The organism is Pantoea allii, assembly GCF_002307475.1.
GTDB lineage: Bacteria > Pseudomonadota > Gammaproteobacteria > Enterobacterales > Enterobacteriaceae > Pantoea > Pantoea allii.
The window spans coordinates 35,875-48,806 of the sequence record NZ_NTMH01000047.1; the positions used below are offsets into that span (position 1 = coordinate 35,875).

13 protein-coding genes are annotated in these 12,932 nt (G+C 54.2%); 11 read left to right on the forward strand and 2 right to left on the reverse strand.

All coding sequences use genetic code 11. The annotated features are described in order from the left end of the window. Positions 1 to 29: 29 nt before the first annotated feature. Complete coding sequence (gene ytfQ / locus CMR03_RS21680; RefSeq protein WP_063879460.1) at positions 30 to 986, reverse strand: galactofuranose ABC transporter, galactofuranose-binding protein YtfQ; 957 nt, start codon at positions 984 to 986, stop codon at positions 30 to 32. A 666-nt stretch (positions 987 to 1,652) separates the two neighbouring features. Between ytfQ and ydgT the strand changes: the two genes are divergently transcribed. The 9 genes from ydgT to nth all read left to right on the forward strand — a co-directional run bounded on the left by ydgT (position 1,653) and on the right by nth (position 9,303). Beyond that, positions 1,653 to 1,868 carry a transcription modulator YdgT gene (ydgT, locus tag CMR03_RS21685; protein ID WP_063879459.1) on the forward strand — a complete coding sequence of 72 codons (216 nt, stop codon included), beginning with the start codon at positions 1,653 to 1,655 and terminating at the stop codon, positions 1,866 to 1,868. Between the two features lie 103 nt (positions 1,869 to 1,971). Beyond that, positions 1,972 to 2,415, forward strand: a complete 444-nt coding sequence (locus tag CMR03_RS21690; RefSeq protein ID WP_096012618.1) for a DUF2569 domain-containing protein — start codon at positions 1,972 to 1,974, stop codon at positions 2,413 to 2,415. Positions 2,416 to 2,538: 123 nt separating this feature from the next. Then, the gene (gene rsxA, locus CMR03_RS21695) at positions 2,539 to 3,120 is read left to right on the forward strand and encodes an electron transport complex subunit RsxA (RefSeq protein ID WP_013025663.1); all 582 of its coding nucleotides are present in this window, start codon (positions 2,539 to 2,541) and stop codon (positions 3,118 to 3,120) included. Continuing rightward, a complete protein-coding gene (gene rsxB, locus CMR03_RS21700; protein ID WP_063879457.1) occupies positions 3,120 to 3,698 on the forward strand; it encodes an electron transport complex subunit RsxB in 579 nt (192 codons plus the stop codon). The genes rsxA and rsxB overlap by 1 nt, the downstream gene beginning before the upstream one ends. Then, a complete protein-coding gene (rsxC, locus tag CMR03_RS21705) occupies positions 3,691 to 6,282 on the forward strand; it encodes an electron transport complex subunit RsxC (RefSeq protein ID WP_096012619.1) in 2,592 nt (863 codons plus the stop codon). Before rsxB ends, rsxC begins: the two co-directional genes overlap by 8 nt. Next, positions 6,283 to 7,341: an electron transport complex subunit RsxD gene (gene rsxD, locus CMR03_RS21710; RefSeq protein ID WP_063879455.1), complete on the forward strand. Its 1,059-nt coding sequence runs from the start codon at positions 6,283 to 6,285 to the stop codon at positions 7,339 to 7,341. A 3-nt stretch (positions 7,342 to 7,344) separates the two neighbouring features. After that, positions 7,345 to 7,977, forward strand: a complete 633-nt coding sequence (gene rsxG / locus CMR03_RS21715) for an electron transport complex subunit RsxG (RefSeq protein ID WP_063881170.1) — start codon at positions 7,345 to 7,347, stop codon at positions 7,975 to 7,977. After that, the gene (locus CMR03_RS21720) at positions 7,970 to 8,674 is read left to right on the forward strand and encodes an electron transport complex subunit E (RefSeq protein WP_063879454.1); all 705 of its coding nucleotides are present in this window, start codon (positions 7,970 to 7,972) and stop codon (positions 8,672 to 8,674) included. Before rsxG ends, CMR03_RS21720 begins: the two co-directional genes overlap by 8 nt. After that, positions 8,671 to 9,303, forward strand: a complete 633-nt coding sequence (gene nth, locus CMR03_RS21725) for an endonuclease III (protein ID WP_063879453.1) — start codon at positions 8,671 to 8,673, stop codon at positions 9,301 to 9,303. The genes CMR03_RS21720 and nth overlap by 4 nt, the downstream gene beginning before the upstream one ends. A gap of 72 nt (positions 9,304 to 9,375) precedes the next feature. On the opposite strand, the gene CMR03_RS21730 is transcribed toward nth, so the two are convergent. Beyond that, positions 9,376 to 10,074 (reverse strand): CTP synthase C-terminal region-related (seleno)protein, encoded by a 699-nt coding sequence (locus CMR03_RS21730; RefSeq protein ID WP_096012620.1) that lies wholly within the window; start codon positions 10,072 to 10,074, stop codon positions 9,376 to 9,378. 597 nt (positions 10,075 to 10,671) lie between these two features. On the opposite strand from CMR03_RS21730, the gene dtpA reads away from it, so the two are divergent. Together dtpA and gstA are read left to right on the forward strand one after the other, a co-directional pair. After that, entirely contained in the window at positions 10,672 to 12,156 is a 1,485-nt protein-coding gene (gene dtpA, locus CMR03_RS21735; RefSeq protein WP_096012621.1) for a dipeptide/tripeptide permease DtpA, read from the forward strand. Positions 12,157 to 12,309: 153 nt separating this feature from the next. Beyond that, complete coding sequence (gstA, locus tag CMR03_RS21740; RefSeq protein ID WP_063879450.1) at positions 12,310 to 12,915, forward strand: glutathione transferase GstA; 606 nt, start codon at positions 12,310 to 12,312, stop codon at positions 12,913 to 12,915. The last annotated feature ends 17 nt before the right edge of the window (positions 12,916 to 12,932 follow it).

Sequence of the window (12,932 nt, forward strand, 5' to 3'; positions counted from 1 at the left end):
GAAAGCCGCCCCGAAGGGCGGCCTGCGGCTTAGTAACCCATGTTCTTTTTCTTATCTAACTCTGCCTGCGCGTCAGCAGGTAAAAAGAGTTTTGATTCTGTTCTGATAATTTTTGGCGGTAAGGTGCCGTCTTTTTTGAATTTTTCCAGTGCATCAAATGCCGGGCCGGCCATATTTGGCGTTAACTCCACGTTGGCATTGGCTTCGCCTGCCAGCATGGCTTTATAGATGTCTGGCACACCGTCAATGGAACCGGTAAGGATATCTTTACCCGGCTTCAGACCGGCTTCTTTAATTGCCTGGATAGCACCGATGGCCATGTCATCGTTATGGGCATAAACCATGCAAATGTTTTTGCCGTTATTCTCTGCTTTGATAAAGCTTTCCATGACTTCTTTCCCTTTACTGCGGGTAAAGTCGCCAGACTGAGAACGAATGACCTTGATATTCGGATGACCGCTGATCGCTTCAGCAAAGCCTTTCTTACGATCGATGGCAACGCTGGCACCCACGGTGCCCTGCAGCTCTACGACGTTACACTTCTTGTCGCCCACGGTCTTAACCAGCCAGTCACCGATAAGTTTGCCTTCCAGCACGTTATCCGCCGTTACCACAGCCTGATACAGCGAGTTGTCTTTAACAACAATGGCGCGGTCCAGAAGGTAAACCGGGATTTTGGCGTCTTTTGCTTCTTCCAACACCGGTTCCCAGCCTGTCTGAACGACAGGTGCGATAAAGATGGCATCAACGCCCTGAGCAATAAAAGAACGTACGGCTTTGATTTGGTTCTCTTGTTTCTGTTGTCCATCGGCAATTTTCAAATTAATGCCGCGTTTTTTTGCTTCGCTTTTTGCCACGTTGGTTTCAGCCGAGCGCCAGCCGGATTCTGAACCTACCTGCGAGAATCCCACCGTCATTTCCGCCGCTAACACTGAGCCACTTAATGCGGCGCTGACCAGCGTGGTCAGGAGTAAACGTTTCCACATAGTTTTTATTCCTCTGAAGGGCGTTTGCTGTATAGGGTAAAGTGCCTGTAAAGACTGACGTAAAAAACGCTGAATTAGGGCGACATGCTTCACAAAATCGAGCTATTTAAAGGAGTTACGCTCTTGGTGGCGGCAAATCTGGCGAGGCATTATGGACAAAACGCCTGTTTATTTTTTCAACATATGCTAAATAAATGTAATAAACAGAATCGCTTAAGTGTGACGCAGTTGAAAACGATTACAGGGAGGCGTACATAATGAGTTATGGCATTTATTCGCCCACAAAAAGTGTATTCTGTGATTTCCAGCACATCGCCAGGCGGGCCTGTATATCGAATGAAACGATTCCGCAATAAGCGTTTGTTGAGGGTTTAGTGTCTTTATCTTCTTCAGGTCACGCAAACCGGTATTAACAGCAGCGGATTTGTGCATATAAACAGATAAAAAGTTACCTGGTCTCTTTAGCGTAACAGGCATAACATCTGTTTAACACCTGACCCGATAACGGCAACGCCTGTTACTCAGGACTAAAGTCGTTAAAACTGTTGTTTAGCGAGCAATCTCTCACGATTGTCTGATTTTGGCTTTTTTTACGCCCTGGCGCTGGACACAGTCCGGTGTCTCCCTATACTTGGCATTCTTTCACCCTCATTCGTTATGACAAAAATGACTGCGCACGATTATCTTTTAAAATTTCGCAAAGTGAACAACCTCGATAGTCTTGAAAAACTGTATGACCATCTGAATTATTCGCTTTCTGACGATATCGACATTATCAATATGTACCGTGCCGCCGATCATCGACGTGCAGAGCTGGTGTCCGGTGGTCGTCTGTTTGATCTGGGCTGCGTGCCTAAGTCGGTATGGCGCTACGTCGTCTGATACTGCCGTGAATGACGTTTATTGATACATCGTCATATTGGTTCCCTTCGGTCTTAACATGCTATTCTGAGCCGCTTCCAACGTTGAGACAGGATTAACCGCAATGAACACACAGGATGCCGCACCACGTATTGGTGGCTGGCTTTTGCTGCCGCTGGCATGGTTGTTGATGACGCTGCTGACCACGGCGCTGGTCATGGCGATGTATCTGACGCCGCTGTTTGATGCGCAATGGCGCGCCACCCTGTTTAACCACAGTTCACTTGTCACCAGCTACTGGGCCATTTCGCTGTTTACCGCGACGCTGCTGTGGGCTTACAGCATGTGGGTCGTCTGGATATTCTTCAAACGCTCTTACCGGCTGCCGCGCCACTATATCGTCTGGCTGCTGATTACCGTTCTGCTGGCCATAAAGACCTTTGCTTTTACGCCGGTGTCTGACGCCCGCGCCTTGCAGACGCTACTGCTTTCACTCGCGGCAGCGGCGGTTTTTGTGCCCTATTTCAAGCGCTCGGAACGGGTTAAAGCGACGTTTATCCAGCGGTGATGCCCTGATTATCGTCAAAAGTTTAATCCTGAGTGCGGTTGCCCGCAGGCAATGTTGTGTCACAGTTGTGATACAACGCGTTATCAATGATAATAAGCCGCTTTGTGGCAATCAGGCGAAAAAATGACCGATTATCTCCTCCTTTTTGTTGGTACTGTGCTGGTGAATAACTTCGTGTTAGTGAAGTTTCTCGGCCTGTGTCCCTTTATGGGCGTTTCCAAAAAGCTGGAAACGGCCATTGGCATGGGCCTCGCCACCACATTTGTTATCACACTGGCCTCCATTTGTGCATGGCTGGTGAACCACCTTATTCTGGTGCCGCTGGACTTAGTGTATCTGCGGACCATGGCCTATATCCTGGTGATCGCCGTGGTCGTGCAGTTCACCGAAATGGTGGTGCGCAAAACCAGCCCGTCGCTTTATCGACTGCTGGGTATTTTCCTGCCCCTGATTACCACCAACTGTGCCGTGCTGGGCGTGCCGTTGCTGAGCGTTAATCTCAACCATACCTTTTTGCAGGCGGCGCTGTATGGATTCAGCGCGTCGCTGGGTTTCTCACTGGTTATGGTGCTGTTTGCCGGTATGCGTGAGCGTCTGGTGCTGGCGAACGTCCCCGCGCCGTTCAAAGGAAACTCCATTGCGCTGATCACCGCGGGTCTGATGGCACTGGCCTTTATGGGCTTTACCGGTCTGGTGAAATTCTGATGAGTGCGATTTGGATAGCTGTTGCTGTATTGAGCGCCCTGAGCCTGGTCTTTGGCGCGCTGCTGGGTTACGCCTCGCGACGCTTTGAGGTGGAAGAAGATCCGATTGTCGAACAAATTGACGCCATTCTTCCGCAGAGCCAGTGCGGTCAGTGTGGTTATCCCGGCTGTCGTCCCTATGCTGACGCGGTGGGAAATAACGGTGAAGCCATTAATAAATGTGCGCCCGGCGGCGAACAGACCATGCTGAAGCTGGCGGCGCTGCTCAACGTGGAACCGCAACCGATTGACGGTGACGAAGACGCCAAAGCGCCCGTGCGTACCGTGGCGTGGATTGACGAAGCAAACTGCATTGGCTGCACCAAATGTATTCAGGCCTGTCCGGTTGATGCCATCGTCGGCGCAACGCGCGCCATGCACACCGTGCTGAGTGATGTCTGTACGGGCTGCGACCTTTGTGTGGCGCCCTGTCCTACCGACTGTATTGAGATGCGTCCGGTTGCCACCACCACGGCCAACTGGAAATGGGATCTTGAAGCCATTCCTGTTCGGGTGATCCCGGTAGAGAGTCATGCTTAATCTGCTCAATTTTTTCAAAAAAGATAAGGTCTGGGATTTTCAGGGCGGCATTCATCCGCCGGAAATGAAAACCCAGTCCAACGGCACGCCGCTTGCCGAATTGCCGCTGCCGCACCGGTTTATTATTCCGCTTAAGCAGCATATTGGTCATGAAGGTGAGATCGGTGTCTCGCCGGGCGATAAGGTGCTGCGTGGTCAGGCGCTGACGTTTGGCCAGGGCAGAATGCTGCCGGTGCACGCGCCAACCTCTGGCGTGATTGAAGCGATTGGCCCGCACATGACGGCTCACCCGTCTGGCCTGTCTGAACTGTGCATTTTCCTGACGCCTGATGGTGAAGACCGCTGGATCTCGCTGGAACCGTTGCCGGACTATCGCCAGCACGAACGTGCCGCCATCCTGAAACGCATTCATGACGCCGGCATCGCGGGTCTGGGCGGCGCGGGCTTCCCAACCGCCACCAAACTGAAAGGCGGCTTGCGCGGCGTTAACACCCTGATTATCAATGCGGCGGAGTGCGAACCCTATATCACCGCTGACGATCGTCTGATGCAGGACTACGCAGCCGAAGTGCTGGAAGGCAGCCGTATTCTGGCCTGGGTATTACAGGCAGAACGGGTGTTAATTGGCATCGAAGATAACAAGCCTGAAGCCATCGCCGCACTGAAACAGGCGCTGGGTGGCGAGCGCGATCTGCAGATTCGCGTTATCCCCACCAAGTATCCGTCTGGGGGCGCCAAGCAGCTCACCAAAATTCTTACGGGCAAGGAAGTTCCGCATGGCGGACGCTCCACTGATATCGGCGTGCTGATGCAAAACGTCGGGACGGCCTGGGCGGTAAAACGCGCCATTATCAATGGCGAGCCCATTACCGAGCGCGTAGTCACCCTGACCGGTGAGGCGATTGCCCAGCCGCGTAACGTCTGGAGCCGCTTAGGCACGCCCATCAGTCATCTGTTACATCAGGTCGGTTTTCATCCCTCGCCACGCCAGATGGTTATTATGGGTGGCCCGCTGATGGGCTTTACCCTGCCATCACTGGATGTGCCGGTCGTAAAAATCACCAACTGCATTCTGGCCCCGTCCAGCACCGAAATGGGCAATGACGAACAGGAGCAATCCTGTATCCGTTGCTCTGCCTGTGCTGACGCGTGCCCGGCTAAACTGCTGCCGCAGCAACTTTACTGGTACAGCAAGGGCGGCGATCACGATAAAGCCCGTGCGCATCACATTGATGACTGTATTGAGTGCGGTGCCTGCGCCTATGTCTGTCCCAGCAATATCCCGCTGGTCCAGTATTATCGTCAGGAAAAAGCCGAGCTGCGGGCTATCGACCTGGAAGCCAAACGCACACTTGAAGCCAAAGCGCGATTTGAAGCGCGTCAGGCCCGACTGGAACGGGAAAAACAAGCGCGTGAAGCGCGCCATGCTGAAGCGAAACAGCGTGTGGCCCTTAGCGACAGTGGCGAACTGGCTGCGGCGAAAGCGCGCGCCAAAGCGCAACAAGGTGTTGAAAGTGAAGAGGCCGTCGCCGAGGCTCGCCATGCTCAGGCACGTTTACGCCAGGCCGAGGCGCAGGCAGAAACTCAGGCACTGAGCCGTCAGGCCACCGATCCGCGTAAAGCGGCTGTTGAAGCCGCCATTGCGCGTGCTAAAGCAAAAAAATCAGCCGTGCCTGATGCACCAGAATCCACCGAAGAGGTGGCGGAAGACCCACGCAAAGCCGCGGTCGCTGCCGCCGTTGAACGTGCCAAAGCCAAAAAAGCCGCGCAGGCGGCGGACAGTGCTGACGTAGCGCAGGACGCCCCGACGGAAGAAGATCCGCGCAAAGCAGCAGTCGCCGCCGCCATCGAACGCGCCAAAGCCAGAAAAGCCGCGCAGGCTGCTGCTACGGACAGTGCTGACGCGGCGCAGGACGCCCCGACGACGGAAGAAGATCCACGCAAAGCGGCAGTCGCCGCCGCCGTCGAACGCGCCAAAGCCAGAAAAGCCGCGCAGGCTGCGGCTGCGCCTGCGGACAGTATTGATGCGGCGCAGGACGCCCCGACGGAAGAAGACCCACGCAAAGCGGCTGTCGCCGCCGCCGTTGAACGTGCCAAAGCCAGAAAAGCCGCGCAGGATGCTGCTGCGGACAGTGCTGACGTAGCGCAGGACGCCCCGACGACGGAAGAGGACCCACGTAAAGCGGCGGTCGCTGCCGCCGTTGAACGTGCCAAAGCCAGAAAAGCCGCGCAGGCTGCTGCGGCGGACAGTGCTGATGCGGCGCAGGACGCCCCGACGACGGAAGAGGACCCACGTAAAGCGGCGGTCGCTGCCGCCGTCGAACGTGCCAAAGCCAAAAAAGCCGCTGCCGCACTTGCCCGGGCAGAGGCCGCCTCGCGGGATGCAGCACTGGCGGCTACGGAGGCGCACCAGGACGTCGAGCAGGCAGAAATGGCACAAGAACAAGCCAATAATGCGAATGCCGAAGCCGAACAGGCACCTGAACTTGAGCACCCCACGGATGCGCGCAAAGCCGCTATTGCGGCAGCCATCGAACGTGCCAAAGCGCGTAAAGCGCAATCGACATTGACACCTGAGGAATAAATGGCTTTCCGTATAGCAAGTTCACCTTATACCCATAACCGTCGCAGCACCGGCAACATCATGATGCTGGTTGTGTTGGCTGCCCTGCCGGGCTTTGCGGCACAGTGTTATTTCTTTGGTGTTGGCACCCTGTTGCAGGTCATTCTGGCCTCGCTGACCGCATTGCTCACCGAGGCGGCAATACTGCGTCTGCGCAAAACGCCGGTTGCTGCCAATCTGGCCGATAACTCAGCTTTGCTGACGGCGATTCTGTTGGGGATAAGCATCCCCTCTTTGGCCCCCTGGTGGCTGGTGGTCATTGGTACGATCTTTGCCATTGTGATTGCCAAACAGCTGTACGGCGGACTGGGACAAAACCCCTTTAACCCGGCGATGGTGGGTTATGTGGTGTTACTCATCTCGTTTCCGGTGCAGATGACCAGTTGGATGCCCCCGGAATCGCTGCAGATGATCAAACCGGGGATGCTGGATTCGCTGAATATGATCTTTACCGGTCATACCCTGGCGGGCGACACCTTGCAGCAGTTGCAGCTCGGGGCCGACGGCGTGAGTCAGGCGACACCGCTCGATACGTTTAAAACCGGCCTGCGCGCCGGACACAGCGCAGAGCAGCTGCTGGCTCAGCCTATTTACAGCGGTGTGCTCGCGGGTCTCGGCTGGCAGTGGATTAACCTGGGTTACCTGGTTGGCGGCCTGTTCCTGCTGTGGAAAAACGCCATTCGCTGGCATATCCCGGCCGCCATCTTGCTGTCTCTCGCCTTCTGCGCGACGCTGGGCTGGCTGTTTTCGCCCGCCTCACTGAACAGCCCGATGATTCACCTGTTTTCCGGTGCGACGATGCTCGGGGCGTTTTTCATTGCGACCGATCCGGTCACCGCATCGACGACCGATCGTGGCCGTTTGATCTACGGTGCCCTGATCGGATTGCTTATCTGGCTAATTCGTAGCTTTGGCGGTTACCCGGACGGCGTTGCTTTCGCCGTATTGCTGGCTAATATATGCGTACCGCTGATTGACTATTACACTCAGCCGCGTGTTTACGGCCATCAAAAGGATTAAATGATGCTGGACACGATACGCAAAAATGGCGTGACGCTGGCGCTGTTCGCCGCCATCACGACCGGCGTCACTGCCATTGTGAATACGGTTACCAAGCCTACCGTTGAGCACCAGACGCAGTTACAGCAAAAAAATCTGCTGGATCAGGTGGTGCCAACCGATATGTATGATAACCACATTCAGCAGGAATGTTACGTTGTCACTGATGCGGCGCTGGGGAATGCCAGCCCTCATCATCTGTACCTGGCGCGTAAAGGCAATCAGCCTGTCGCTGCCGCTCTGGAAACAACGGCACCCGATGGTTACTCTGGTGCTATCCAGATGCTGGTCGGGGCGGACTTTAACGGCAAGGTCCTGGGCGTGCGCGTGATTGAACATCATGAAACGCCAGGCCTGGGCGATAAAATAGAGCTGCGTATTTCTGACTGGATCAACAGTTTTAATGGCAAAGTGGTGACGGGCCCGGACGATAAAGCGTTTGCCGTGAAAAAAGATGGCGGCGAATTTGATCAGTTTACCGGTGCCACGATTACACCCCGTGCCGTCGTCAATGCCACCAAACGGACGGCATTGTTAATTGAAACCCTTAAGGGAAAACTCTCTTCGTTACCCGAGTGTGGAGACGCAAATGAGTGAAGCTAAAAACCTGCTGGTAGGCGGGCTATGGAAAAACAACTCGGCGCTGGTTCAGTTGCTGGGCCTGTGTCCGCTGCTGGCGGTGACCGCCACCGCCACCAATGCGCTAGGGCTTGGTCTGGCGACCACGCTGGTGCTGACACTGACCAACAGTTTTATTTCCGCCTCGCGCCGTTGGGTGCCATCGGAAATTCGTATCCCTATCTACGTGATGATCATTGCGTCCGTGGTGAGCTGTGTTCAGATGCTGATCAATGCTTATGCTTACGGCCTGTACCAGTCGCTCGGCATTTTTATTCCGCTGATCGTAACGAACTGTATCGTGGTGGGACGGGCCGAGGCTGTCGCGTCGAAAAGCAGTATTCCCCTTGCCGCGCTTGATGGTTTTGCCATTGGCATGGGCGCGACCTGCGCGATGGTGGTATTAGGTTCCCTTCGGGAAATTATTGGCAGCGGAACATTGTTTAACGGCGCGGACCAGCTTTTAGGCCCGTGGGCCAAAGTGTTGCGCATCGAAGTGATCCACTTTAATTCGCCGATGCTGTTGGCCATGTTACCGCCCGGCGCATTTATTGGTCTGGGCATGATGCTGGCGGGTAAATACCTGATCGATCAGAAAATGAAGCAGCGGGCGCTGCGCCGTGCTGAAGAGCAGGCCCTTGCCGCACCGCAAGGCACGACCGGAAACGCCGTGTGAACCAGACAAAACGTACAGAGATTCTCAGCCGTCTGCAGCAGGCTAATCCCCATCCGACGACCGAGTTGCAGTTTAGCTCGCCGTTTGAATTGCTGATTGCGGTACTACTCTCGGCCCAGGCGACTGACGTCAGCGTCAATAAAGCCACCGCAAAGCTCTACCCGGTCGCCAATACGCCCGCCGCGATGCTGGCGCTGGGCGTGGATGGCGTTAAGGAATACATCAAAACTATCGGCCTGTTTAACAGCAAAGCAGAGAATGTGATTAAGACCTGCCGCATTCTGCTGGAACAACACGGCGGTAACGTACCAGAAGACCGTGCCGCGCTGGAGGCGCTGCCCGGCGTGGGCCGTAAAACGGCAAACGTGGTGCTTAATACTGCCTTTGGCTGGCCCACCATCGCCGTGGATACCCATATTTTCCGCGTCTGCAACCGAACGAATTTTGCCCCCGGCAAAAACGTAGAACAGGTTGAAGAAAAGCTGTTGAAGGTGGTGCCGAAGGCGTTCAAAGTTGACTGTCATCATTGGTTGATTCTGCACGGTCGTTATACCTGCGTCGCCCGCAAGCCGCGCTGTGGGTCCTGCCTGATTGAAGACCTGTGCGAGTATCCTGATAAAGTCGAATAGGCCGATATCCTGCCTGATAAACGGCCCCGACTGAGAGAAGCCTGTGGAGACACAGGCTTTTCGCTTTTTGACCTAACGCTGCTTCAGCGCCGCCTGCATCCAGGCAATCACCAACGGGGAATCCTTGTCCTGTAATGCGGCGCGCTCAGACTGGAACAGCGTGGCGACATAAAAAGGGTGATCGGTCAGTTCTATGCCGCGCACATCACCGTCCAGATCCCAGGCCGTAATCCGCAGGTTGCTGCCTTCCAGCGCCGCGATGAATGCCGGGTTAACGCCAAAGTTACAGTGATATCCTTCGTCACTGGATAATCCCCCGTAGGCCCTGGCAATGCGCGTATCGGGTGCAAAAGTGACCTCACCGCGCTGCTCCACCAGCGAGCAACTTAACGGCGCAATGACCATCCGCCCTTCATCATGGGTTTCGGCATGATTTGCATCGTGCCAGCCAAGTACGTTGCGCGCATAGTCGATAACGGCATACTGGAAACCGCCACAGGAGCCCAGAAAAGGTTTGCCGCTTTCCCGCACGTCGCGCAGCATGCTGTATACGCCTTCATCATTTTTATAGGGGCTGCCAGGTACCAGCCAGACGGCATCGCTTTGCCTGATGGCGGATAAGTCGCCCAGCTCAGGCGTAGGAACCCACTGCGGGTCAATATCGATAGCGAGAAAGTCAGCGGCACGGGCAAGCGCCAGAGGAATGGCCTGATGCGCAACGGCTTCTGGGCGGTAGTCGCCCACCAGCGCGAGACGTAAAGGTAACGGCATAGCGAAATCCTTGTTAAGGAAATAATGATGCTACGTTAAGCTTAATTTTCTGTCGAGCATTCGGATACTTTCGCGCCCTGTTCAGACAGAATTAGTGAAGCTTCACAGGCATTATTTCCGCTGGAAACCTTTTTTCTCTCTATGAATTAACATCGATAAATGTGACCTTAATCAACATTTTCACGCCTTTGCGGGTCATTTCCGCCATAATCCGCAGACTATTTCATCAAATCGGCTTCAGAACCTGCATTTCAGCCAGATTATCCTGATGAAATATCACATTTCGATGTAAAGCTCGGCGCAACGGTCTTTCAGCAGTTAATATCATTATTAACGCTCTGATAACCACCAGGTGGCGATGTTATTTTGTTAAATATACTTAAATCATAACAAAATGCTAATTAATAATATTTATTTAGGTTTTAACGCCAGATAACCGGTTTCCCGCAGAAGGTAGAAAAGGCTTGCCCTGTCGCCTTTATTCAGCCAAATTAGTCGCCGTTTTTCCCATCTAATAAAAATCTGGCCCATGGTCCGATCACATGGCGCGGACTTAATTCCTGTCGCGACACAGGATATGAAATAACAGAGGTACAAGTGTCAACTGCAAACAAACACACCGACGAGGCGGTCAGCCTTAATGCATTTAAACAGCCTAAAGCGTTTTATCTGATCTTTACGATCGAATTATGGGAACGTTTTGGTTATTACGGCCTGCAGGCCATCATGGCGGTTTACCTGGTCAGGCAACTGGGGATGTCAGAGTCCGACTCTATCACCCTGTTCTCCTCCTTTAGCGCCCTGGTTTATGGTCTGGTCGCCATCGGCGGCTGGCTGGGCGATAAAGTTCTGGGCACCAAACGCGTTATCGTGTTGGGCGTGCTGGTGCTGGCAATAGGTTACGCGCTGGTGGCCTTCTCGGGCCACAACGTCAGCGTGGTGTATATTGGTATGGCAACCATCGCCGTCGGAAGTGGCTTATTTAAAGCTAACCCCTCTTCGCTGCTCTCTACGTGTTATGACAAAGATGACCCGCGCATTGATGGCGCATTCACCATGTTTTACATGTCCATCAACATCGGCTCGCTGTTTTCAATGATGCTGACCCCATGGTTAGCAGAGAAATATGGCTACAACGTGGCGTTTTCGCTGTCGGTGGTTGGCCTGGTCATTACGCTGCTTAACTTCCTGTTCTGCAAACGCCTGGTGAAAGACTTCGGCTCCAAGCCGGACTTTGCGCCTCTTCAGTTCGGCAAACTGCTGATGACCCTGGTGGGGATTGTGGTCCTGATCGCCCTGGCAAACTGGATGCTGCATCATCAGTCGATCGCCCGTGTGCTGTTGGGCCTGATCGCGCTGGGCATCTTTGTCATCTTTGCCAAAGAAGCCTTTGCCCTGCGTGGTGCAGCGCGCCGTCGTATGATTGTGGCCTTCCTGCTGATGGTAGAAGCCATCGTGTTCTTCGTCCTCTATATGCAGATGCCAACGTCGCTTAACTTCTTTGCCATTCGCAACGTTGAGCACACCATTTTTGGTATCACCTTTGCCCCTGAGCAATTCCAGGCGCTGAACCCGTTCTGGATTATGCTTGCCAGCCCAATTCTGGCCGCAGTCTATAACAAGCTGGGCGATAAACTGCCCATGCCACATAAGTTCGCCATCGGTATGGTGCTGTGTTCAGCGGCCTTCCTGGTATTACCGGTTGGTGCGAAGTTTGCCAGCGACGCGGGTATCGTGTCCGTTAACTGGTTAATTCTCAGCTATGGTCTGCAGAGCATTGGTGAACTGATGATTTCCGGTCTGGGCCTGGCGATGGTGGCGCAGCTGGTTCCTCAGCGCCTGATGGGTTTTATTATGGGCTCATGGTTCCTGACGACGGCTGGCGCAGCAGTGATTGCCGGTAAAGTCGCTAATCTGATGGCGGTCCCTGAAAACGTTACCGACCCGCTGATCTCTCTGACCACCTACGGCAAAGTGTTCCAGGAGATTGGTATTGCTACCGCGGTCATTGCCGTGCTGATGATGATAACCGCGCCGCTGCTGAATCGCATGACGCAGGATACAGCAGCCGACAAAGTCTGATTGACCTTATGCCTTTTCATCAAAACCGGGCCTGGCCCGGTTTTTTTGTTTTTGTCGCCGGTCAATTTCCAGTGAATGCCGCATTCTTATTACTGGCAATTCCGCGTCAGGCGATTACTATGCAAACACGATTCGCAATATGGTGACCTCGTTATGAAACTGTTTTGTAAAGCTGGTGCCTGTTCCCTTTCACCGCATATCGTTATGCGTGAATGTGGTCTGGACTTCACCCAGGTTAATGTCGATCTGCAAACTAAGCTCACCGAACGCGGTGAAGATTTTCGCCAGATTAATCCCAAAGGCCAGGTGCCGGCACTGCAACTGAGTGATGGCAATGTGTTGACCGAAGGCGGGGCCATTGTGCAGTATCTGGCCGATCTCAAGCCCGACCGTCACCTGCTGGCGCCGGTGGGAAGCCTGACCCGTTACCATACGATTGAGTGGCTCGGCTATATTGGCAGCGAGTTACACAAGAGCTTCTCTCCGCTGTTCCGCAACGATGCGCCAGAGGAGTACAAAGCCCTGGTACGTCGCCAGCTGGAAGCGAAATTTGCCTGGGTGAACGGTGAACTCGAAGACAAACAGTGGCTGATGGGCGTGCATTTCAGCGTCGCGGATGCTTATTTATATGTGGTTACACGTTGGGCGAAAGCCCTGAGTCTGGACCTGGCAGCACTGGATCACCTGCAACGCTGGTTTGAACGCGTTGCAGAGCGGCCGTCGGTACAGGCCGCGCTTAAAGCGGAAGGACTTAACTAATATGAAAAGGGCCTTAC

Coding starts and splice junctions, on each gene's coding strand:
- ytfQ (WP_063879460.1), bottom strand. CDS start 986: ATGTGGAAACGTTTACTCCTGACCACGCTGGTCAGCGCCGCATTAAGT.
- ydgT (WP_063879459.1), top strand. CDS start 1,653: ATGACTGCGCACGATTATCTTTTAAAATTTCGCAAAGTGAACAACCTC.
- CMR03_RS21690 (WP_096012618.1), top strand. CDS start 1,972: ATGAACACACAGGATGCCGCACCACGTATTGGTGGCTGGCTTTTGCTG.
- rsxA (WP_013025663.1), top strand. CDS start 2,539: ATGACCGATTATCTCCTCCTTTTTGTTGGTACTGTGCTGGTGAATAAC.
- rsxB (WP_063879457.1), top strand. CDS start 3,120: ATGAGTGCGATTTGGATAGCTGTTGCTGTATTGAGCGCCCTGAGCCTG.
- rsxC (WP_096012619.1), top strand. CDS start 3,691: ATGCTTAATCTGCTCAATTTTTTCAAAAAAGATAAGGTCTGGGATTTT.
- rsxD (WP_063879455.1), top strand. CDS start 6,283: ATGGCTTTCCGTATAGCAAGTTCACCTTATACCCATAACCGTCGCAGC.
- rsxG (WP_063881170.1), top strand. CDS start 7,345: ATGCTGGACACGATACGCAAAAATGGCGTGACGCTGGCGCTGTTCGCC.
- CMR03_RS21720 (WP_063879454.1), top strand. CDS start 7,970: ATGAGTGAAGCTAAAAACCTGCTGGTAGGCGGGCTATGGAAAAACAAC.
- CMR03_RS21730 (WP_096012620.1), bottom strand. CDS start 10,074: ATGCCGTTACCTTTACGTCTCGCGCTGGTGGGCGACTACCGCCCAGAA.
- gstA (WP_063879450.1), top strand. CDS start 12,310: ATGAAACTGTTTTGTAAAGCTGGTGCCTGTTCCCTTTCACCGCATATC.